The 22,779-nt window shown below is 48.3% G+C and carries 15 protein-coding genes; 14 read left to right on the top strand and 1 reads right to left on the bottom strand.

Going from position 1 to position 22,779, the window contains the following annotated elements:
- Positions 1-44 precede the first annotated feature (44 nt).
- Positions 45-1,469 carry a family 43 glycosylhydrolase gene (locus NYE58_RS26890; RefSeq protein WP_341003469.1) on the top strand — a complete coding sequence of 475 codons (1,425 nt, stop codon included), beginning with the start codon at positions 45-47 and terminating at the stop codon, positions 1,467-1,469.
- Between the two features lie 26 nt (positions 1,470-1,495).
- Positions 1,496-3,499, top strand: a complete 2,004-nt coding sequence (locus NYE58_RS26885) for a beta-galactosidase (protein WP_341003467.1) — start codon at positions 1,496-1,498, stop codon at positions 3,497-3,499.
- A gap of 77 nt (positions 3,500-3,576) precedes the next feature.
- On the opposite strand, the gene NYE58_RS26880 is transcribed toward NYE58_RS26885, so the two are convergent.
- Entirely contained in the window at positions 3,577-5,859 is a 2,283-nt protein-coding gene (locus NYE58_RS26880; RefSeq protein ID WP_341003466.1) for a helix-turn-helix domain-containing protein, read from the bottom strand.
- 263 nt (positions 5,860-6,122) lie between these two features.
- Between NYE58_RS26880 and NYE58_RS26875 the strand changes: the two genes are divergently transcribed.
- The 12 genes from NYE58_RS26875 (at position 6,123) to NYE58_RS26820 (ending at position 22,652) form a co-directional block, all read left to right on the top strand.
- The gene (locus NYE58_RS26875; protein ID WP_081386549.1) at positions 6,123-7,103 is read left to right on the top strand and encodes an ABC transporter permease; all 981 of its coding nucleotides are present in this window, start codon (positions 6,123-6,125) and stop codon (positions 7,101-7,103) included.
- A gap of 15 nt (positions 7,104-7,118) precedes the next feature.
- The gene (locus NYE58_RS26870; protein ID WP_076147925.1) at positions 7,119-7,988 is read left to right on the top strand and encodes a carbohydrate ABC transporter permease; all 870 of its coding nucleotides are present in this window, start codon (positions 7,119-7,121) and stop codon (positions 7,986-7,988) included.
- Between the two features lie 44 nt (positions 7,989-8,032).
- Positions 8,033-9,595 carry an extracellular solute-binding protein gene (locus NYE58_RS26865; RefSeq protein WP_076277422.1) on the top strand — a complete coding sequence of 521 codons (1,563 nt, stop codon included), beginning with the start codon at positions 8,033-8,035 and terminating at the stop codon, positions 9,593-9,595.
- Between the two features lie 37 nt (positions 9,596-9,632).
- On the top strand, positions 9,633-10,421 hold the full coding sequence (locus NYE58_RS26860) for a glucosamine-6-phosphate deaminase (RefSeq protein WP_341003465.1): 789 nt from the start codon (positions 9,633-9,635) through the stop codon (positions 10,419-10,421).
- A complete protein-coding gene (locus NYE58_RS26855; protein WP_341003463.1) occupies positions 10,418-11,578 on the top strand; it encodes an N-acetylglucosamine-6-phosphate deacetylase in 1,161 nt (386 codons plus the stop codon). Before NYE58_RS26860 ends, NYE58_RS26855 begins: the two co-directional genes overlap by 4 nt.
- 26 nt (positions 11,579-11,604) lie before the next feature.
- Complete coding sequence (locus NYE58_RS26850; protein WP_341003461.1) at positions 11,605-13,410, top strand: DUF4838 domain-containing protein; 1,806 nt, start codon at positions 11,605-11,607, stop codon at positions 13,408-13,410.
- Positions 13,411-13,577: 167 nt separating this feature from the next.
- On the top strand, positions 13,578-15,719 hold the full coding sequence (locus NYE58_RS26845; RefSeq protein WP_341003460.1) for an S-layer homology domain-containing protein: 2,142 nt from the start codon (positions 13,578-13,580) through the stop codon (positions 15,717-15,719).
- Positions 15,720-15,790: 71 nt separating this feature from the next.
- Complete coding sequence (locus tag NYE58_RS26840) at positions 15,791-18,721, top strand: insulinase family protein (protein WP_076304639.1); 2,931 nt, start codon at positions 15,791-15,793, stop codon at positions 18,719-18,721.
- Between the two features lie 156 nt (positions 18,722-18,877).
- Complete coding sequence (locus NYE58_RS26835; protein ID WP_038572665.1) at positions 18,878-19,309, top strand: MarR family winged helix-turn-helix transcriptional regulator; 432 nt, start codon at positions 18,878-18,880, stop codon at positions 19,307-19,309.
- Positions 19,310-19,327: 18 nt separating this feature from the next.
- On the top strand, positions 19,328-20,710 hold the full coding sequence (locus tag NYE58_RS26830; RefSeq protein ID WP_076130275.1) for an MATE family efflux transporter: 1,383 nt from the start codon (positions 19,328-19,330) through the stop codon (positions 20,708-20,710).
- Positions 20,711-20,900: 190 nt separating this feature from the next.
- Positions 20,901-21,806: a carbohydrate ABC transporter permease gene (locus NYE58_RS26825; RefSeq protein WP_036683142.1), complete on the top strand. Its 906-nt coding sequence runs from the start codon at positions 20,901-20,903 to the stop codon at positions 21,804-21,806.
- A gap of 63 nt (positions 21,807-21,869) precedes the next feature.
- Positions 21,870-22,652 carry a carbohydrate ABC transporter permease gene (locus tag NYE58_RS26820; RefSeq protein WP_052097522.1) on the top strand — a complete coding sequence of 261 codons (783 nt, stop codon included), beginning with the start codon at positions 21,870-21,872 and terminating at the stop codon, positions 22,650-22,652.
- Positions 22,653-22,779: the final 127 nt, after the last annotated feature.

Here is a 22,779-nt window from a genome sequence, read left to right as displayed (position 1 = left end):
GACCTGCTTTTTTGTCTAAAAATCTGATCCTCTGGAGGTTAATCATGGACGAAAATGCGAGTATAGTCACCCTACTAAATAGCGCTCCACTTCTGGATATGAGCGGAAATCCTGTACATGCACATGGTGGACATATGCTCTATACGGATGGATATTATTACTGGTTTGGTGAGAACCGGATGGATCGGCGGAGAGTGAGCTGCTACCGATCTGTGGATCTAGTGAATTGGGAATGGCGCAATGATGTGCTCACACTCGATTCACCGGTACAGCCGATTTATCATCGCACCACATTAGAGCTTGAACCCTTGGACAGGGAGGGTCGCCCAACGGGTGCGATAATTGAGCGCCCAAAAGTACTCTACAACAAACTTACAGGGAGATTTGTTATGTGGATGCATTGGGAAAATGGACGCGACTACTCTGATGCGCGCTGCGCGATCGCTGATTGCGGGACGGTAGATGGGGATTATGTTTACCGGGGCAGCTTTAATCCGATAGGTAACATGTCTCGGGACTGCACCTTGTTCCAGGATGACGATGGAACGGCTTATTTTATCTCCGCGGCAAGGGAAAATGCTGATCTTATTATGTATCGTCTGTCACCTGATTACCTCAGCATAGAAGAACAGGTCAAGACCTTGTGGCCCGGACAAGCGCGTGAAGCACCTGCATTAATGAAACGTCAGGGTGTATACTTCCTCATCTCGTCCGCCTGTACGGGCTGGTTGCCTAACCAAGGAACCTATGCCTGGTCTGAGGAATTATTTGGTCGTTGGTCACCCTTGCTGACTTTGGGCGACATCACTACATACGACAGCCAGCCTGCTTTTATAGTTCCTATTGTAGGAACAGACAATGACCAGTGCTCTTACCTGTATGTTGGTGATCGCTGGGACCCTGCGGATTATTATGCCTCTTCCTATGTATTTCTGCCGCTCAGCTTTCCATCTGACCGGGAAATGAAGCTTGACTGGGCAGAGCGAACGGTGATTGACCTAAGGAAGGGAATCGTAGCTGTGGAATGCGGCTCTGGTAGTGGTCTGTTCAGATTGAAAAGCTTAGGAATGGGGCTTTATCTGGCGGCGGGAAATCAATCCATTGAACATGAGGAGACCCTGAACGTCGAAGTCCGGACGCTTTCGTATGAAGATCAGCAGCAGAGATGGACGGTTGAATACGGGGAGAAGGGTAGGGCGAGAATTCGAAACAGTGAAAAGGCCTTATCTATTGGCCCGTTGAATTCCTTGCTGCTGGAGCCTATTCGTGACAACGAAGATCAGTTTATATGGTTGCTTACAGAGACAGAAGCAGGTTCACTGACTATTGGGAGCAATGACGGAAGAGTTCTTACCGTAGCAGGAGAACAGCGTGGGGGCTGGGGTTGTGTGTTCCTTGAATCCACACGCTGCCATGATCCCCGTCTAGGTGCAGACCCGCAGCTTTTTCAACTGATTTCAGTAAGGTAAACAGTTTTGAGAAAAGAGGTATACCGATGAGTTTATCTGTCTCCTTCCCTATGGAATGGTTTAAAAGTGACCCCCATACACAACTTACTGCGACTTCCTCTGAGACGTTTCAGTTCATCACTACACCAGAAGGTGGTGGATTTGAGCTTCAGCCAGGGCATCTGGAATCCGCCGCTTGGTGCGATTATGGTTTCGTTAATGCAAAGGTTTACCATGAAAGCCATGACGTTCTGGTGCTGTTATTCAGTTTTTATGATCGGGATCATAAGGTCATTACTTATCATGTAGGAATTTTACCTGGTGTGCGCACGGAAATTTGTTTACCCTTGATTCATTTAAATGGTGAGAAGCTGTTCCTTCCCCGTTATCCGGGTGTGATGCAGACAGTACTGAGGGGAGATGCAGGCATCGATCGCAAGCATATCACCCGATTCTCTATCGCTACTCTCCCTTCAACAACAAGTAGAGCTGTGCAAATTAGTGGCTTGGCTCTAAGTCTAACTGAGCCCGTCTTTGAGTATGAACAGCAACCATATATAGATGATCTGGGCCAATTAAAGGGAAGGGATTGGCCAGGGAAAACGGTTGATGCAGAAGCGATGACGGATCGGCTGCGCACAGAGCGGAAACTTGCGGAACATGCTGATCACAATGGAGGTGACCTCAGCAGGTACGGAGGTTGGAAGGCGCTGAGATTCGCGGCAACTGGATATTTCCGCACGGAGTTTGACGGCAGCCGCTGGTGGTTCGTTGATCCAGAGGGTTATGCCCTGTTCAGTACGGGGATGGACTGTGTGGGTCCAGCTTGTTCTATGCATGTAACTGGCATGGAACACTTGATACCCTCATTGCCGGAGCGGGAAGGACTCTATCAAGAAGCTTGGTCACAGGATGGCGAGGAATTCAGCTTCGAGATTGCTAATCTGATCACTGCTTTTGGGGCGGAGTGGCGCTCTAACTGGGTGGCTATGACGGATTTTCGCTTACAACAATGGGGATTCAACACCATCGGTAACTGGTCTAATGATAGATTTATCAACGAATCCCAGCTTCCGTATGTTTATCCTCTAGTGGACTTTCCTATGACGGAGCAGACTATTTTCCGGGATTTCCCGGATGTGTTTAGCCCGGAGTATGAGCGGAATGCCGGGAGCTTTGCGGAGCAGCTTCTTCCATTAAGGGAAGAGCAGAGAATGGTCGGTTATTTCATGCGTAATGAGCCGCATTGGGCATTCGTGGATGGGTTGAATTTGACCGGGCAGATGCTGAAATCTCCGGTCCGTTATGCCAGTAAGAAGGAATTCATTCGCTGGCTTGCAGAAAAGTACAAAACAGTGGAACGATTAAACATGGCGTGGGATAGCGTTTTTGAAGAATTCGAGGATTTATACGATGTATTGAATGTGAATGTAACCGGGGATAATCTCACTTCTGCCCGAGAAGTGGATTATAACCAGTTTAACCGGATCATGATTCGACGGTATGTAGAAGTGCCAGCCCGTCTTTGCAAGCAGACTGATCCGAATCATCTGAATTTGGGAATGCGTTATGCCTGGGTTGGCAGTGATGAGGTGCTGGAGGGCTGCGAATGGTTTGATGTATTCTCTATGAACTGCTATCAGTTCAGTCCTGACAAGGAACAGATCGCCCAGATCAGCGGACGACTGAACAAACCAGTCATGATTGGGGAATATCATTTTGGTGCGGCTGAAGGCGGCATGTTGGCTTATGGGATCCGTGCGGTGGCAACCCAGAAGGAGCGCGGTGAGGCTTACCGTTATTATGTGGAGCAGGGGGCAGCCATCCCGCAGCTCATCGGAGTTCATTATTTTCAATGGAATGATCAGCCTGTGCTCGGACGTTATGACGGAGAAAACTATCAAATCGGTGTAGTGGATGTCTGCAACCGTCCATATGAACCTTTCGTGCAAGCAGCGAGAAAGGCCCATGACCAGATGTATCAGGTGCGGACGGGTATGACAGCGCCCTATAATATTGTGCCAATGGAGATTCCGAAAACGGGATTCTGATTGCAAATCTTTACAACAAAAAGGCCCCCAGCCAATGGGGGGGCCTTTTTTGTCCTCTCCTCTGCAATGTAGCCTCTTTACAAGCCAAGGCCGGAGGAGGGGAGTGAATCATCACGGGAATAGCGCTTGCGGTATTCGCCCGGAGTTATTCCAGCACAACGTTTGAACATACGGATGAAGGAATTTACGTTCTGATAACCGACCTGAAGCGCGATATCCTGAATCCGCAGTTCCAGATTCATTAGCAGCTCTTTGGCCCGCTCAATCCGCAGATTGTTCAGATATTCACTGAAGTTGATGTTTGTTTTCTCTTTAAAAATGCTGGACAGGTAACCTGGAGTTAAATTTAACTTGTCTGCTACTAGGTTGAGGTTGATGTCCTCGCCGTAATGTTTGTCTAAGTAATCCAGCACAAAGCTGATAATGGGGTCGCGCGACTCCGAGCGGCTACTGATGACCACGAGCACAGGACGAACCAGATCACGCAGCCATTCCTTGTATTGATCCATTGAGTGGAAAGCGTTAAATGGCTCTAGTGGGGGTGGTAAGAGACGCTCCGCTTGGGGCAGATTCAGCCTCGTCACCGTTTTGCTCGTCTGTTCCGCTGCTCCCAAGGCAAATGCCCGAAAATCCGCCGCCGCCGCGTCCTTGTGCTGCAGCTGCTCCAGCTGACGATCCAACCAAGCGAATACAGCCTCCTCATTGGCAGACTGCAGCAGATTGTGCAGCTCCTCTCCGTGTGTCACCTTTAAATGAAAGGATTTGGCGGATGAGGCTCTAGGTTCTACGATAATTTGTGTTTCCCCGTTCAATCTACGCTCATTTAACAACATCGATAGATTATTGTAGGCATCGGTAAATGAGGTTTCGCCTGAATATACCGGACTTACAGCAATAGTCAGATATAAGGATGTCTCCGAATCCAGCAGCTCCTTAAGGGTATCAAGAGCCTGCAGAAAACTGCTCTGCGGTCCGGGATTGAACAGGAGCAGCATGAGCTGATCATGTTCCGGCTGGAGTGCGACGATTTCGCTTTCACCACCAGTGATCAAGTTTTGAACCAGCTTCCATAACATCAGTGTGTGTTTCTCCAATTCGTCCGGTAAGGTTTTGAAGCTGACCTTGAACAGAATGGAGGCATAGGGCTGTTCGGATTGCCTTACATCTTCAAGCTCCGCGAGGCTTTTACTCAGCGGGATATTTTTCACTTTATGAGTATAGGCATATTGGCGCACCAGTGAGTTCTTATGATCAAGATCGGTCTGGATGAAGCGGTTACTCTCCAAAATGGAGCTCAGGCGGTCGCCGATAATGGCGAATTCCTTCACACTGCTCAATTTTTCAGGCCGGCTGCCTGCCTTACGGTCCAAGGCGGCAATCAGGCGCTGGAGCGGTTGGTTAAGCCGATGGCTGAAGATTAGGGATGAGAGAACACTGATCAGTACTGCGGCAGAGAGTAATACAGCCAGCAATAGCTGCATCCCCCGCATTTCCGCAGCAATAGCCGCCACCTGGGTCACTCGGATATAGGTGAATCCAGTCTGTTTACCTTTTTCATAGAAGTAATATTGGTCTCCGACCCGCTCATGGGCATTGCCACTTTCCGGAAGCTGGCTTGTTTGCAGTTTACCCTCTGATGTAGAGAACAATAGATTCTTCTGCGCATCCAGGATATAGAACGGGGTATTGCCGGCATCTCCGTAAGCGGCCTGCATCAGCTGCGGATTCAGCATGACAATGCCGTACACTTCCTCATAAGGAATCGCTTTGACCAGCACTGGCATTAACCTTCCGAGCGTACGGGTGGAATGTATGGTTTTCTCGGTAAAGGTTACGGCGGGCATGACTTTTAAAAATTGATTGTCCATCGTTTGCCGGCTCCAGTACTCCGGAGGGTATTCTGCACTGAAGTAGTATTTACCGAACATATCTGCGGCGCTGCTTAGGCCCTCCCTCTCCAGTACATAATTTTCCTTTTTAAAATAAAGAATGAAATTTTCGATATGCAGAAAAGGATTAGCATACAGCGTTGAGAGATCCGATATCACTTCTGCCGGGATATCATATCGTCGGTTCTCTTTGAGGTGGCTTAGAATGCCCAGATTGGCAGTCCATGAATCGGATTGGGTGAGGGCAAGAATCATGTTCTGAGTCAACCGGAAATGATTTTCGTAGCCTTCGACCGTTTGTGCGAGGCCTAGCTCATTTTGCCGGATCATCTCCTTATAGATTTTGCCGCTTAAATAAAGATGGGAGAACAGATTAAATGATGCCAAAATCAAGATGACACTGAGGAAGCTTAGCATCAGCTTAACGAACAGGGCATTCAGCGCAAATTTGCCTGTAACGGATCCCTTCATATGTATCCCCCTTTGGATGCACCCGTAAATGAATTGGATTAATTCTATCATAGCGGCAAAAAGCTAACACCAACAATATGCAATTTTGCTGATTTGTACGCTATTCTATGGAAATCCGCAGTTAAGGCGAAATGTTATATAACATGTAGATAGCGCTTTCCAAAGAAATGCAGCTATAATTCGGAGACAAATCCCAGGAAAAAGGGGGAAGTAATCTGACATCTATATGATTTATGATCATTTTAAGAAGAGGAGACATGCATATGGCTCAAGCTAGCGTAGTGCAGGACAAAATGCGAAAGAAAGTGCACCGGCGACCCCAACGACCTCAACGCCACAAAGCGGGAATCCTTCGAACTTGGAATAAAAACAAGGCGCTCTGGCTGCTGTTCCTGCCGTGCCTGTTGTATTATTTGATCTTCCGCTATGCACCGATGTTTGGATTAGTTATCACTTTCAAGGATTACAATCTTTTTAAAGGGATTTGGGCCAGTGATTGGGTGGGACTCAAATATTACAGGATGTTTATAGAGAATCCCGATTTTTGGCCGCTGATGAAAAACACTTTTCTGCTTGGTTTATATAAGCTGTTTTTCGGCTTCCCGGCACCCATTCTACTGGCGATTCTGCTTAATGAGGTGCGCAAGGCTGCTTTCAAACGAGTTGTGCAGACCGTCAGCTATCTTCCACATTTTATCTCAAATGTCATTGTAGCCAGTATGGTGATCATGTTTTTATCCCCAACCGGAGGGCTGATTAATAATCTGCTTGGTGCCATAGGGATTGGACCGATCAATTTCATGAATGAACCTGGATTGTTCCGCGGTATTTATGTCCTGTCGGAGATCTGGCAGCATATCGGCTGGGAGACTATTATCTACTTGGCCGCGTTGACCGCTATCGACCCGCAGCTGTATGAAGCTGCTGATATGGACGGAGCCAGCCGCATGCGTAAAATATGGCATGTCACCTTGCCCGGCATTTCACCCGCCATCGTGATCACCTTGATTCTTAATATCGGTAAAGTGCTCGAGATTGGCTTCGAGAAGGTGTTCCTGATGCAGAATCCGGCGATCTATGACACAGCGGATATTATCAGTACTTATGTCTATAGGGTGGGTATGGTGCAGGGGAACTTCAGCTATGGCGCTTCTATTGATCTTTTTATGGGCGTGATTAGCTTGATCTTCATCTATACAGCAAATTACATCAGCCGCCGTGTAAGCGAGACAAGTTTATGGTAGAAAAGAGGTGTGGTGATGAGATCACCCCGTTTATCCTGGTTTAATGTCGTGAGCACTTTTATCCTTCTCGTGGTTGTGGTGGTCACGCTTTATCCGTTCCTGCATATGCTCGCTGTCTCTCTCAGTAGTGATGTGCATGTCATGAAGAATACCGTTTCTTTTTGGCCTAAGGGATTTAACCTGAATATGTATAAGCTTGTACTCGGAGATTCGCAAATCTGGGTGGCTTACAAAAATACACTCATTTACACCGTGCTTGGCACCCTTATCTCGCTGGTGGTCACCTCCACGGGTGCCTATGCACTCTCACGCAGTGATATGGCGCTGCGCAAGAGCTTCACCCTGTTGATTGTGGTGACGATGTTTTTCAGCGGAGGAATGATTCCCACGTTCCTCGTGGTTCGCTCCCTGGATATGGTCGATACCGTTTGGGGCATGGTGCTGCCGGGTGCGGTTAGCACTTGGAATCTGATTCTGATGCGGACCTTTTTCTCCGGCATTCCTAAAGAGCTGGAGGAGTCTGGCCGCATCGACGGACTGAATGATATCGGCATATTTATCCGTATTATTGTTCCGCTTTCCAAGGCTTCCTTCGCCACCATAGCGCTCTTTTACGCGGTTGGCATGTGGAATAACTTTATTTACCCGCTGCTCTACCTGCGCTCACCGGATTTGTTCCCGCTGCAAGTTCTGCTGCGCAATCTGGTGCTGGCTGGCAGTGCTAGCTCAGGGGATGTTACTAGCATTGGAGGTGACAACATGGTGATAGAAGAATCGCTGAAGTACGCGACGATTATGGTCTCGACGCTTCCGATTCTGATTGTGTATCCATTTGTGCAGAAGTACTTCGTTAAGGGGGCCATGATTGGCGCGGTTAAAGGCTGAGGCGGGTGGAACCGTCACAAATTCAGAATAAGGGAGAGATCGTAATGAACAAATGGAAATCTGTACTGCTGCCACTGGTGATTGCAGCAACCGTAGTAACTGGCTGCAGCGGAGGGGGCAATGACACCTCGCCGCAGAGTAATACTCAGGGCAGCAGTACCGCTTCACCTGCTGATTCGTCCAAAACGGAAAAAACCTTCACTGCGCTCTTAGACAACAATGCTACGTTCCCTTATTCGAAAAGCTGGCCTATTTGGAGCTGGCTGAAGGAGAAAACCGGTGTCACACTCGAGGTACAGACCCCTTCCGGAAAGCTTGAAGAGAGCTTGAACCTGGCGATTGCCTCGAAGGCAATGCCGGATCTGATGTATATGCCTAACCGCAAAGAATCGAATAAATTCGGGCAACAGGGTGCGTTGGTGGATTTGATGGAGTATATGGACAAAATGCCGAATCTGACCGCCTGGGTAAAGCAGTATCCACAGGAAGCGAAGGCTGCACTGTCTGCTGATGGCAAAATGTATATGTTCCCGAATCAGGGCTTTGGCGAGACGAACCGCATGATCTGGTTATACCGTAAAGACATTTTTGACAAAGAAGGAATCCAGGCACCAGCCACATATGAGGAGCTGCATACAGCTCTAAAAACCTTGAAGGCGAAATATCCGGACAGCTATCCGCTTTCGATCCGCTACGGACAAATTCCCGATGAAATGAATGCCAACATGACTGTGAATTACGGGACGGGTGAAGGGGCTTATTATGATTTTGATAAAAAAGAGTGGCTTTTTGGGCCCACGGAAGATAGTTACAAGGAAATGGTTGGCATGTGGAAAATATTTTATGACGAAGGGCTGATTCCGCCCGACTTTCTATCTCTGCAAACTAAGCAATGGCAGGACATGGTATCCACGGGCAAATCGTTTGTGACCATTGATTACATCAGCCGGATCGATTTTTTTAACAATGCGATGCAGCAGGAGAATCCGGAGTTCAACATGCAGTTTATGGCTCCTCCAGCGGGCATTGCCGGTGGCAAGCAACTAAACCCGTATTTTCATTATATGGAAGGTGGCCTAACCGTGGCTTCAACCTCGAAGAACATCGATGATGTGATGAGTTATATGGACTTTTTCTATTCCGAAGAGGGTCGTACGCTCAGCAGCTGGGGCGTGGAGGGTGAGACGTATGTGAAGGAAGGCGACACGATCAAGTTCAAACCAGAGTACAACGATGTGATCGAAATGCGGAAACAGACAGGACTTCAGACTAGCGGAACGTACACCTGGATCGACTTTGGTGCACATCTGTCGTTGTTCTCAGACAATTTGAAGTATGCCTTTGAAGAAGCGACGAAATATGATCCGTCCATGATGCAGCCACGGCCTGCATTTACGGAGAAAGAGAATGAAATTATTGCGATTACCGGCCAGGCGATCCAAAAACACCGCGATGAAAGCTTTGCCAAGTTTGTTACCGGCTCCCGAAAGCTGGCCGACTGGGACAAATATGTGGAGGAGATGAACAATCTCGGCGTGGATAAGCTGCTGGCTACTTATAAGGAAGCTTACGACCGTGTTCAGAACATTCAGTTAAACGGGAATTAATCTGTCTTGTGCCAAGGACAATAGTTGCCCGGAAAGGATGAGCGGGATGAATGACATCATTAAGCCTTTAGAGACACACAGAGTAGAGCAGATGTCCGTTCATGTTTACGAAGATCGTAACCTGATGGGCGCTGCGGCGGCATCGCAGGTCGCGCAGAAAATTAGAGCTTTGCTTCAAGATTCTGCGCGTCAGGTCCGAATTGTGTTTGCTGCCGCACCTTCGCAAAATGAACTGTACGAGGGGCTGGTTCGGGAGCAGGGGATGGATTGGTCCCGGGTCAATGCTTTTCATATGGATGAATACATCGGCCTTGCGGCTTCGGCTCCCCAGCGGTTCGGCCGTTTTTTGACAGATCGTCTATACAGTCGGGTTAACCCTGGCCGGGTAGAACTGCTGGATGGTCTCGCCGCTGATGTGGTGCAGGAATGCCAGAGATATTCGGCTTTGTTGAGCGAGGCGCCTATTGATATCGTTTGCCTCGGGATCGGGGAAAACGGGCATATTGCGTTTAATGATCCGCCAATCGCTAATTTTACCGACCCGCAGCTGGTCAAAGCGGTCGAACTGGAGGAAGCCTGCCGCCGCCAGCAAGTGAATGATGGTTGTTTTACCTCGCTGGACGAGGTGCCAACCCATGCGCTGACGCTTACGGTACCAGCCTTGCTGGCTGGCCGTCACCTGTACGGAATTGTACCGGGAGTGTCCAAACGCAAGGCTTTACACGCGGCACTTCATGATTCGATCAGCACGGCATGTCCAGCTACTATTCTGCGCACCCATCCGGAGATCACGATGTTCACGGATCGGGCTGCCTTCGGCCTATGAACGCGCCAATTAAGGGAAAGCACTATAAAACTGGGCTGCCGGTTGAGGTAAGTGTTGAGCAGGGGCGAATCACTTCGGTCACCGAACTTGCGGAGAGTCCAGCCAGGGCCGATTGGCCCTGGCTGGCACCCGGGTTGGTGGATCTGCAAGTGAACGGGGGCTGGGGGCTGGATCTCAACACGCTGCCTTTACAGCCTGCAACGGTATTGGAACTGTCCCGACTTTTGCTAGGAAACGGGGTAACCAGTTATTGTCCAACTCTGATTACTAATGGCAAAGAAGCGCTGGCTCAAGCGGTCTCCGCCATTGCGGAAGCCGCTTCGCTGTATCCGGAAGATGCTGGGGGGATTGTAGGAATTCATCTGGAAGGTCCTTTTCTGTCACCAGAAGAGGGGCCACGCGGCGCCCATCCAAGGGAACATATTGGCCCGCCGGATTGGGATATGTTATGCCGCTGGCAAGAAGCGGCTGAAGGGCTTATCCGTATCCTCACCGTCTCCCCGGAATGGCCAAACACCGCTGCATTTATCGCCCGGTGCAGTGAATCAGGCATCCTTGTTTCCATAGGGCATACAGCAGCTTCCCCCGAGCAGATTAGGGAGGCGGTTGCCGCAGGAGCGGTGATGTCTACGCATCTCGGCAATGGTACACATCTGACGCTGCCCCGTCATCCCAACTATTTGTGGGAGCAGCTGGCGGCGGATGAACTATATGGCTGTATGATTGCAGATGGTCAACATTTACCACCCGCTCTGCTGAAAGTAATCCTACGGATGAAACGCAGCCGCACCATCTTGGTCAGCGATGCTGTATCACTGAGCGGAATGCCGCCGGGAACTTATCACCTGCACATTGGTGGAGAGGTTGTATTAACAGCAGAAGGGCGGCTGCATCTGGCTGGCAATCAGCAGCTGCTTGCAGGTTCCGCCATGATGCTTCCAGATCAGGTGGCCTATCTTGCGGAGGCTGGATTAGCCCGGCTGGATGAAGCCTGGGATTGTGCTTCTGCTCATCCGGCTACTTTGCTGGGGCTGGAGCAGGCGGCAGGGCTTAGGGCTGGAGCACCTGCCGATCTCGTGAGCTTCTGCTATGACGACAGGACCCTTACCGTGCTGGAATGCTGGAAAAAGGGTCATAGCAAGGCTTGCAGTAATTAATTACAGCAAAGATTAGGAGGAGAACGATGCAGAGCTTGATACCGCAACCGAAGCAGATCCAAGTGAAAGAGGGCGAAGCTTTTCAATTCAGCGAGGATGTAAGCCTGAGCCTCTACATGGAGCAGCATGATCCGAGACTGGTGGTTCATTGCCGCCGCTCGTTTCCGGAGCTGGAATGTACACATGTTATCTCGGGAAAAGGATATTCACTTATTCTTCAGAGTCTCTCGCAGCCAGAAACGAAAGGAGCACAGCCAGATGAAGTGGATCTGAAATTGCTTAACGGCCGGGCGGAAGGGTACAGGCTGGAGGTGTCGGAGCGCCGGGTGGTAATCCGTGCACTGGATGCGCCGGGTCTGTTTTACGGGCTACAAACGTTACTACAACTGCGTAAGTCAGTAGGGGAAGTTCCTGCTGTGTCTATCACGGACTGGCCTGACACTACCTTGCGGGCGATGAACTTTGATCTTCGCCAGACATTTTCCAAGCCAGAGCTGCTGCTATCGTATTTGGCGGATTCTGCCCGGTATAAAACGAATGCGGTTCTGATTGAATACGAAGATAAATTCCCGTTCCAGAAGTACCCGGAATTCGTGCATCCTCAGCATTCGTTAAGCCTCACACAGCTAGAGGAACTGAAACGCACAGCCCAAGAATATTTTATTGAGATCATTCCGCTGCAGCAGAGTTTCGGGCATCTGGAGTATGTACTCCGCCACGACGCTTGGCGGCACTTGCGCGAAACGGAGTTATCCCTCGGGGAGATCTGTCCATCGCATCCGGAATCCTTCGAGCTGATTACCGATCTGTTACAGGAGATGATGGATGCTCATCCGGATTCCCGTTATATTCACCTCGGCTGCGACGAGGTGTACAGCTTATGTGAATGCGAACGCTGTAAAACGTTGTTCGGAGGGGTACGGGAGCGGGCGTTTATCGCTTTTTTGAACACTTTGATTGAATTTACAGCCAGCCGTGGTAAAAAAGTGATTTTCTGGCATGACATGCTGGACAAATGCCCGCCGGAGGAACTGGCAAAGCTGGATAAGCGGAGTGCAGCGATGATCTGGATATACAACGGACGTAATATTGAAGCTGAGGTTTCTTCTCTTGCGGATAAATTCAGGTCACTAGGCATCGAGGTTATGGGAGCACCGGCGGTTCGCAGCTTTGACTGGGCTGAACATCAGAATTATCCGGTACTATTGAACCGGACGGATAATCTGCTCCAATGGGCGGAGACAGCGGATAAGCTGGACCTCGGGTGCATCGTCGCCACGAACTGGACGGGGCCGTTCAGCCTTGGTGTTCCTTATGGGATCTTTGAGACGACCTGGTATCCGATGCTGCTGCACGCCGATTTGGCCTGGAACCGCAAAGCGGACTCAGCAACATTTATCGATCGATTCATGGAGCAGTTCCATGGCATCGGTCCTAGAACAGGTCACGCACAGCTCGGGAATTATCAGCTGGAAGATTATTATGATGTTATCTGGAAGCTGTTGGACAAGGTGAAGGATCATAAGGATGAAGCAGAGCTGATTGCCATTATGCATGATTTTGAAGCGGCGACGGACCGTTCGCGGGCGATCCACAAATATATCTACCGCTGGGAGCTTTATCCGGGAGACGAAGCGGAAAGGCACTCGCTGCTGAATAATTACATGCGAAATCGCCGCGGACGTGAGAACGTTTTGCCTCGCATGAAAGCGGCTTTGGAGCGTTACCAGCCATCCGATATGGCGGAGCATTTTGTGAAATCCCGCTTCTATCTTCACGATTATCTGGAGCGGACATTATACCGTGAGCTGGGGTTTGCTCAGGCTGAATAAGAGTTTTGAAAAGATCGTAGGGCTATCGTGTGAGCGGGTAGCAGTGCGGTCTTTTTTTAATTTATAGCTGGATGAAGCTACATATTACAGCATATTCAGGAACAAAACCCCAGTTCGCTGCGTCTAACTTATAAAGATCTAGCAAACTACATTGGAGGAGAATGAATATGAGAGCTACACCCATAAACCGGACTATAAGGAAGGTTACACTTACCGCATTATGTATTTTGCTTGTATTGCTGAGTGGCAGGGTAATGGCGGAGCCGTCTCCGGAACAAAAGACAACCGCGGTATTCACAGCGGAGATGCAGAGCGCCTTGGAAGGGGCGCAGAATGTGCTGCTGACGATACAGCCATTCCCGGACGAAGCAGCCGTAGGGTTCTTCAAGAATGGGCGTAGTCTGCCCAAGGGATATCTGGAGCAGACTGCCGATAAGATTCTGGAACAGCGGGGCAAGTTCACCAAGGTGGCAGAGCTAACTCGAACAGCGCTGGCTTACAGTGCTGCGGGGGGCAACGTCAACAACATCGCTGGTATTGATCTTTATCCATTCCTGATGAATCATGCCGGAATTGATTCGGAAGGGGCAGCAGCGGTAGCAACCGCCTATATTACCTCGAAGAACTCCATTTCAAATTCATTGGAGCGGACAAACCGTTACCCCGATTTGCTGTTTTATCAGCTGCTTGATATGCAGCTAGCGGATGGCAGCTGGCCGCTGGCCGGGCAGAAGCAAGGAGATCTGGTAGCTACTGCCTGGGTACTGACGGCACTTGCTTCGGAAGTGAGTTCAGAACAAACTGCGCAGCCGATTGAGAAGGCTTTGTTGTGGCTTAAGAGCAAGCAGCAGCTAGACGGAGGATTCGATGATAAAACTGCGACGACAGCGCAGGTGATTGTTGCTTTATCCTCGCAGGGGGTCGATGCAGCAGATTTCACCAAGGAAGGCGGAGCCTCGCTGCTGGACCATTTGCTGGCGCGGAAGCATCCGGGTGGCGGCTTTACACAGACAGCAGGCGGAGGAAACGATAGTCCCGCAACTGTGCAAGCCTATCTTGCCCTGACTTCCTATAAGCTGTTGTCCAAGCAGGCTGGCATGCTGTATAGCGGACTGCATCATGCTGGAGTTGACCGGGCAACGATTCAGGTCGAAGGACCCGGTGGCACCGTTGCCGGGGGGCATATTGTTGGCGGAGATGCTGTGAAGGCAGCGGCAGCTTTTTTACAGGCGAAGGGTCTGGCGTATAAGCTGAATGCGGATGCAGCTAAACCGGCCTTCACAGCTATCGAGGGGATTCAGAACGGGCGATACAATGGACGCGGAGAATGGAAGATTGCTGTATTCAGCGGGGGCAGTGCATGGATGTATCCTGAGAATAGCCCGTACAGACTGACGATAGGCAATGGGGATCAGCTGCTTGTTTACTACGCGGACGATACAGAACTGCTTGACCGGATGGAAGTGAAATGGAAAGATAAAAACGGCCAGGAAATGGGTGGATACGCAAGCGCCAATATGCCGTTTTCCCTCCATATCACCAAGTCAAACGGTCAGCTGGGCGGTCTTCCGGCTTTCGGCGCTACTGTGACACTTCAAGGAAAAAGCGTAGTGGCTGACAGCACGGGAAAGGTGTCATTTGCCGGCATGAAGCCCGGTGTCTATCCTGTGCAAGTCACCAAATACCGTAAAGATGCCGCTCCAGCACTTTCCAAACGGACGTTTGCGCTGCATGTCTCTTCCCCGGAATTGGCCAGCTTTACGGATGCCAATAAAGTCGCAGCTTGGGCACGTTTGGATATCGCAACAGCGCTCAGCAGCGGATATATTCAGGGCGTAAGTGCCAGCGGAAATGTGCTGGCTCCTAAGCAGAAGCTGACCCGGGCTGAATTTCTGACCCTGCTGCTGCGGCTATTGCATGAGTTCCCCGCTGCCAAGGCCACTTCTAGCTTTAAGGATGTTCCGGCGGACAAATGGTACAGCCGTACCATCGCCAAGGCTGAGGAGCTGGGCATTATCAGCTCTCCAACCGGTAAGTTCGAGCCGGACCGCGGTATTACGCGGGAAGAAGCGGCGGTTATGGTAACCAAAGCCGCCCGGTTGTCTACGTACGGCAGCCCGGACCGTGTGAAGTTTGCCGATACTTCCAGTTTGTCAGAGGCGAGCCGCCAGGCGATTCAGGCCGTGAATGAACATGAAGTAATGACCGGCAGCGGGGGCCGCTTCGATCCAAAGCAGATTCTGGTGCGTGAGCAGGCAGCGGCAATTTTAGTCAGACTGCAGAAATTAATCCCGGAAGCCTTCTATTAATGGAATAAACGTCCAGGGATATGATAAGCTTCAGATAGAGTTATCACATCCAGTGCAGAGGAGGCAAATCTATGAGCCGCTTGATCACAGGCAATATATATTATGGATTTCAGGTCGTTAATGAGGAATTTATCCGGGAGATCGATTCCGCCGTATTCACGATGGAACATCTGAAGAGCGGCGCCAGGCTGCTTTTCGTGCAGAATCAGGATGACAACAAGGTATTTAGCGTAAGCTTCAGGACCCCGCCTGAAGATAGTACAGGGGTCTTTCATATTTTGGAGCATTCTGTATTATGTGGTTCGGAGAAATATCCGGTGAAGGAACCTTTTGTAGAATTGCTAAAGGGTTCGATGCAGACATTCCTGAATGCATTTACGTTTGGGGATAAGACGATGTATCCGGTGGCAAGCCGGAATGAGCAGGATTTCTCCAATCTGATGGAGGTCTACCTGGATAGTGTTTTTCAGCCGAATATTTATAAGCAAAAGGAGATTTTTGAGCAAGAGGGCTGGCATTACGAGCTTCAGCAAACAGAAGCTGAGCTGATCTATAAAGGCGTGGTTTACAACGAGATGAAGGGTTCCTATTCCTCGCCGTTTACGGTACTGATGGACAGGATCAAAAAGTCGTTGTATCCAGACACGATTTACCGTCATTCTTCAGGTGGAGATCCGCAGGAGATTCCTGCGCTTACGTATGAGCAATTCCTTGAGGCGCACAGCAATTATTATCATCCGTCCAACAGTTATTTTTATCTGTACGGAGACGTCTCTATTGAAGAGAAGCTGCAATTTATAGACCAGGAATACCTTAGCCGTTATGAAAAAAACAGCTTTGATACCTCCATTCCCCTACAACAGCCTACCGGAATGACGGAGCTGGTAGCGGATTATCCGATTCTGGAAGCAGAAACGGCCGACGACAAAACTTATTTGAGTCTGAACTATGTAATTGGAACCTCTACGGATCGGGAACTGAATCTGGCTTTTGATATTTTGAAAAGCATGCTGATGGACAGCAATGCAGCTCCGCTTAAGCAAGCCCTGCTGGAAAGCGGTCTGGGCAAAGATGCCTTTGCTTTTTATTCCGACAGTATGGTTCAGCCGCTGCTTGGCATTACTCTGACACATTCGAACGCTTCCGCCAAAGATGCCTTCGTGGAGCTGGTGAAGACCACATTAAGCAGCTTGGTTAAGAACGGGCTGGATGAGAAGCTGGTGCTGGCGGCGGTCAACAGCAAAGAATTTGAGCTGCGGGAAGCGGACTTTAGCCGATATCCAAAGGGACTTACTTACAATATCGAAGTGATGAAGTCCTGGCTCTATGACGGTCAGCCGTCTACTCATATGCTTTATGAAGAGGTATTCACTACCATTCGGGAAAAGATAACGGATCGTTATTTTGAGAAGCTGATTGAGGTCTACTTACTGAACAGTGATCATTGCAGTCTGGTGGTGCTGAACCCGTCCAAGACGATTGCAGCCGACAAGGAAGCGAGCACCCAGCGTCAATTAAGTGAATACAAATCATCACAGCAACCAGACCAGCTGGAGCAGCTTGTGCAGAGTACACAGCATCTTCTGGCGCGGCAAGGTCGTGCAGATGCAGCCGAGGATTTGCAGAAGCTGCCGAGTTTATCTCTACAGGACATTAACCGCAGTGCTGAACCTCAGGTGCCATCCCATGAATATAACCTTGAGGGTCTAAAGCTGATCCACCATGACGTATCTACTCAAAAGATTGCGTACTGCAAGTTTTATTGGGATACGAGTGTTGTGGCTCCTGAGCAAATTCCTTATCTTGTGCTGCTGGCAGAGGTATTGGGCCAAATGGAGACAGCTTCTTACAGCATTGAAGAGCTCACTAGTGAAATTGGGATCAAAACCGGAGGCATTCATTTCAAAAATGAGATCTTTGGCGCTGCAAAAGATACTGGGGCCAGTTATCAGCCTAAATTCACTGCGCAGGTTAAGGTGATGGCGGGGCATATTGGCGAATCGCTGGATCTGCTGCGTGAGATGCTCTATACCAGCGCGCTCGATAACTTGACGAAGCTACAGGAAATCGTCCGGCGGGAAGCCTCACAGATGGAATCAGTCCTGAATCAAAAAGGTAATGAAATCGCGGCCAGCCGCCTGATGTCTTATTTTTCGGACATGGGAGCGTATCAGGAGCAACAGGGTGGCGTGGCCTATTACCGCTTTATCCGTGAGCTTGCCGAGAAGATCGATCAGCAGGGAGCTGAGGTGGCAGACACGCTGAAGGATATCTGTACGGTTTTATTCAATAAACAGAATTTGATCATCAGCGTGACGGGTACCCCTGATTTGTATGAAGAATTCGCCGCTAATGTAGCGAAGCTGGATATTCAGGATCGGCCAGTGGTGAATAAACCTAAGATTACGGCGCAGGGGCATGCGGATAATGAAGGTTTTATGTCTTCCAGCCAGGTGCAATATGTGGTTAAAGGCTACGACTTCAACAAGCTAGGATTTACGTATTCCGGCAAAATGCAGGTGCTCAAAAAAATCATGAGCCTCACCTATCTGTGGAATGCCGTGCGCGTGAAGGGCGGAGCTTATGGCGGCAGCCTGATGCTGCGCAGAGATGGGATATTGATGTTCACTTCCTACCGTGATCCCAATTTGCAGGAGACGCTGGAGGTTTATGATCAGGCGTACCGATTCACCGAAGGATATGAAGCGGATGCCGACGAGATGACCAAAGCAATTATCGGCACCCTGTCCATGTTGGACCAGCCGCTGAGCCCAAGCGCTCAGGGACGGCGGGCGGACCGGCATTATTTTGAACAGGTGACCGGGGCCGAGCTGCAGCAGGAACGGGATGAAATCTTGTCGACCACACCGGAAGACATCAGACAGTATGCCGATTTGCTTAAGGCTGTGACGGAACAAAATTATTTCACAGTTGTCGGCAATGAATCCAAACTGAAATCAACAAAAGTCTTATTTGGAAACCTAGAAGAACTTGTGATGTAATTCTCTCTATAAACTCCTCTTCAGTACCTGTCTACTCGACAAGTGCTGGAGAGGAGTTTTTTGTATTTAGTTAGAACCTTGACAGTTAGAGTTCTATCTATTATGATAATGATGTTACTTAGAGTTCTAACTAATCCGCAAGAGGAGGAAATAACAATGAACAAACCCGTTGTAGACACACCATTTTCTAATTTAATACGAGAGATTGGGATGAAAATAAAAGGTACAGCTGACACCAGGTTAAATGAGTTAGGTCTGAACTCACAACAAGGCCGCATGATCGGCTATATTTTTGAGAATCAAGCAGAAGGGGTTATTCAGAAGGATTTAGCGGAGGTCTTTAACAGGAAGGGGGCGAGCATTACCAGTATGCTTCAGGGGTTGGAGAAGAAAGGGTATATCCAGCGTGTCACTCCTGAAAATGATGAACGTCAAAAGAGTATTTTTGTATTGGAAAAAGGTGCTCTTTTAGTGGAAGAGTTCAATGAGATTTTCTCTGAGGTAGAAGCAAGCATTACTAAGGCGCTTAGTCCGGAAGAAACTGCAACCCTAAAGTCGTTACTTCAAAAAGTTAGTTCAAGTTTATAAACGTTCGGAGGTTCACTTATGACAAATGAGTTCTCAAATCAATATTATTTAGAGTCGGCGCCCATGAAAAAAGCGATCGCTCATTTATCGATTCCCATGATGATTGGGATGTCTGTGGGTACTATTTATAATGTAATCAATGCTTACTTCATCGGCTTATTACACAATACCAGTATGCTGACCGCAATCACGCTGGGCCTGCCTATTTTTACCGTTTTAATGGCTTTTGGAAATGTGCTGGGGGTAGGCGGAGGAACATTTATAACTCGCTTGGCGGGGCAAAAAGAGACGGAAAAAGGGAAAAAGGTTGCCGGATATACTTTTTACGGGAGTATTGTAGTGGGGCTTCTTATCGCGCTCATTGCTTGGTTAGCTATAAATCCGATCACGCGAATGCTTGGTGCAGATGCTGCTACCTTAGACTTTACGAAGTCTTATGTGCTCACTCTTTTTGCAGGCGGATTTGCTGTTGTGCTTAATTTTGCTTTGGAACAACTGGTCCGTTCGGAAGGTGCCTCGAAGGAATCGATGTATGGTATTTTTATCAGTACGGCTTTAAGTTTGATTTTTGATCCTTTATTTATTCTCGTGCTGAATTGGCATGTTGCCGGAGCTGCTTTGGCTATGGTTTTAGCAAATTTGGGCTCTGCCATTTATTATATTTACTTTTTGGAAACGAAAAGTGAGCATTTAAGAGGATTTTTGAAGCATTTCAAGATATCTGTACGAGATCAGCTTGAGGTTTATAAAATAGGTACAGCCGAGCTATTGCAAGCCAGTTTTTTAATTGTCAGCACGCTTTTGTTAAATAACTATTCCATTCAATATGGGGAGAGTGTGGTCGCCGGATTTGGTGTGGCTTTAAGAATTGTGCAGATTCCAGAATTTTTATCGATGGGTTTATTTTTGGGATTGATTCCGCTATTTGCTTTTAACTTTGCTAGTAAAAATACGGAGAGACTTAAATCCAGCATCAAATACGCTTTTGCATATATAGGCAGCATTGCAGTTGTTTTTGTGAGTCTAGTATATGTGTTTAGAGGAACGATTCTTCATTGGTTCTCAGGCGATCCTTCTGTGTTAAGCATGGGAACTTATATTTTGGCAGCGATGCTGATCTCCGCTTTATTTAATGGATTTACCGGATTATTTATGAGCATTTTTCAAGCAACGGGGCAAGGCACACCCACCACTATTATGGCGATAAGCCAAGGTGTATTATTTATACCGATGATTATTGTATTGCATTCTATTTTTGGCCTGCATGGTGTGATTTGGTCGATGACTGTGACTGAGGTAATAACGAGTGTGATGGGTGTGGTTTTGTTTATGATTTTTCGGAAAAAGCTGAATAGTGCGGGCGTCGATGGAAAAGGTGCTGTAGAGGTTACGCCGGTATAACGCGATTGCTTTATGTAAAACTCAATATGGATTTTGTTTACTGCGGGAGCTTGGCTCGCGCTTTTTTTGCGTTGTGCAAAAGAATTCATAACTAAAGGATCGGTAAAATTCGTTCCAAAATGAACAATTCTAGTTCTTATGAAGACTGCTTACTTTTTCTACAATTATGGATAAGTAAAGGAGGAGAACTATGATACGCAAAAAAAGGTTTCATCTTAATATGGACACACGCGAAGCGATGGCGGGATATCTATTCGTTGCTCCGCTTATGCTTGGGCTGATCATCTTGACGTTGATCCCGGTGCTGGGCTCACTGCTGTTAAGCTTCACGGACTGGAACTTTGTGGCTGGGTTAGGGGGGATTAAGTTCGCGGGCGTGGATAATTTCATCAGGCTGTTTCATGATGATGCTTTTATGAAAAGCTTGCTGAACAATTTGCTCTTTATTATCACAGTACCGGTTACGATCATCGTTGCCCTGCTGCTGGCTATCCTGATTGATAAACAGGTTTTTCTGAAGGATTTGTTTAAAGTGATTTATTTCCTTCCGTACATTTCCAGTGTAGTTGCCATCGCTATGGTTTGGCAGGTTATGTTTCACCCTTCACTGGGACCCGTCAATCAATTCCTGATGTCACTGGGGTGGAACAACCCACCCAAATGGTTAGCGGATATCCATTATGCTCTGCCGTCGCTGATGTTGATTCAAGTCTGGATTCAGCTCGGTTACAACATTATTATTTTTATTGCAGGTTTACAGAGTATTCCAAAGGATCTTTATGAAGCGGCTGATATTGATGGTGCCAACGTCTGGCGTAAATTCCGCAACATCACGGTTCCCTGCATTTCGCCAACTACCTTTTTCCTGCTGGTAACAGGGGTTATCGGCTCATTTAAAATCTTTGATCTGATACAAGTATTGACCCAGGGTGGACCGGCTAACTCCACGACCGTTATCGTCTACGAGTTATATGATACAGCCTTCAATCAGCTGAAGACGGGTTACGCCTCTAGCATGGCACTCGTTCTGTTCCTTATTTGCCTGATCATTACAGCCTTGCAGATGTTGGCGCAAAAAAAATGGGTCAACTATTAAAGGCGGAAAGGAGAAATTACAGTGAAAAAAGAGCTTTTATCCAGAACCTTCTGGACCATCGCCATGGGACTGCTAGGTATCGCATTTCTTTTACCGTTCCTATGGATGTTATCCACTTCCTTTAAGCTGGAGAAAGATGTGTTTAACTTTCCGATTCAATGGTTGCCACAGCAGTGGAACCTCATTGAAAATTATAAACAGGTGTGGTCGGGTGACTTTGCTCGCTATTATGGAAATTCCATTTATATTACGCTGGCTACGACTATAATTAATGTGCTGATATGCGCACTTGCTGCTTATGGGTTCTCCAAGCTACGTTTTCCGGGCAGGGATGCGATGTTTATAGTTGTATTGGCACTTTATATGGTTCCTCCGCAGGCATCGTTGGTTCCACAGTTTCTACTGTTTAACTGGTTGAATTTGATTGACACACATTTGGGATTAATCCTGATTAACAGCTTTAGTATTATTGGAGCGTTTATGCTCAAGCAATTTTTTATGGGGGTAAACAACGAGTATCTTGAATCGGCGCGGATGGATGGAGCAGGGCATTTTCGCTCTTTTCTACAGATTGCCTTTCCGCTGATCCGTCCCGCTGTAGCTACTTATGCTATTTTGCGCTTTATTTGGACCTGGAACGACTATCAATATCCACTCATTTTTTTGAAATCCAAGGAGCTGTTCACGATTCAGCTGGGGATCCGGTTGTTCGGGGACCAATACGGGGATGTCTATTCACTCATGATGGCTGGTGCGGTATCTGCAATCCTGCCGTTGCTCATCATTTTTGCACTCGGACAGAAGCAGGTTATTGAGGGAATTGCCCTCGGAGGTGTGAAAGGATAATAAAAGTCAAAATAGTTTCTCTTCGGTAGAATATGAGAACTTTCCTCGTCAATCCTGCATGTTAGGATATTCTTGTAAGCAGTTACATAGTCACTGGTTGTTAAGCAAGTAATGCCCAACACATTTA

The organism is Paenibacillus sp. FSL L8-0708 (genome assembly GCF_038009325.1).
GTDB classification, from domain to species: Bacteria; Bacillota; Bacilli; order Paenibacillales; family Paenibacillaceae; genus Paenibacillus_AQ; species Paenibacillus_AQ odorifer.
Note: the sequence above shows the minus strand (reverse complement) of the source record. Positions and strands in the feature narration are given on the sequence as shown.

What these genes read in the sequence shown, in the direction of transcription:
- NYE58_RS26890 (WP_341003469.1), top strand. Translation starts at nt 45, where the DNA reads ATGGACGAAAATGCGAGTATAGTCACCCTACTAAATAGCGCTCCACTT.
- NYE58_RS26885 (WP_341003467.1), top strand. Translation starts at nt 1,496, where the DNA reads ATGAGTTTATCTGTCTCCTTCCCTATGGAATGGTTTAAAAGTGACCCC.
- NYE58_RS26880 (WP_341003466.1), bottom strand. Translation starts at nt 5,859, where the DNA reads ATGAAGGGATCCGTTACAGGCAAATTTGCGCTGAATGCCCTGTTCGTT.
- NYE58_RS26875 (WP_081386549.1), top strand. Translation starts at nt 6,123, where the DNA reads ATGGCTCAAGCTAGCGTAGTGCAGGACAAAATGCGAAAGAAAGTGCAC.
- NYE58_RS26870 (WP_076147925.1), top strand. Translation starts at nt 7,119, where the DNA reads ATGAGATCACCCCGTTTATCCTGGTTTAATGTCGTGAGCACTTTTATC.
- NYE58_RS26865 (WP_076277422.1), top strand. Translation starts at nt 8,033, where the DNA reads ATGAACAAATGGAAATCTGTACTGCTGCCACTGGTGATTGCAGCAACC.
- NYE58_RS26860 (WP_341003465.1), top strand. Translation starts at nt 9,633, where the DNA reads ATGAGCGGGATGAATGACATCATTAAGCCTTTAGAGACACACAGAGTA.
- NYE58_RS26855 (WP_341003463.1), top strand. Translation starts at nt 10,418, where the DNA reads ATGAACGCGCCAATTAAGGGAAAGCACTATAAAACTGGGCTGCCGGTT.
- NYE58_RS26850 (WP_341003461.1), top strand. Translation starts at nt 11,605, where the DNA reads ATGCAGAGCTTGATACCGCAACCGAAGCAGATCCAAGTGAAAGAGGGC.
- NYE58_RS26845 (WP_341003460.1), top strand. Translation starts at nt 13,578, where the DNA reads ATGAGAGCTACACCCATAAACCGGACTATAAGGAAGGTTACACTTACC.
- NYE58_RS26840 (WP_076304639.1), top strand. Translation starts at nt 15,791, where the DNA reads ATGAGCCGCTTGATCACAGGCAATATATATTATGGATTTCAGGTCGTT.
- NYE58_RS26835 (WP_038572665.1), top strand. Translation starts at nt 18,878, where the DNA reads ATGAACAAACCCGTTGTAGACACACCATTTTCTAATTTAATACGAGAG.
- NYE58_RS26830 (WP_076130275.1), top strand. Translation starts at nt 19,328, where the DNA reads ATGACAAATGAGTTCTCAAATCAATATTATTTAGAGTCGGCGCCCATG.
- NYE58_RS26825 (WP_036683142.1), top strand. Translation starts at nt 20,901, where the DNA reads ATGATACGCAAAAAAAGGTTTCATCTTAATATGGACACACGCGAAGCG.
- NYE58_RS26820 (WP_052097522.1), top strand. Translation starts at nt 21,870, where the DNA reads ATGGGACTGCTAGGTATCGCATTTCTTTTACCGTTCCTATGGATGTTA.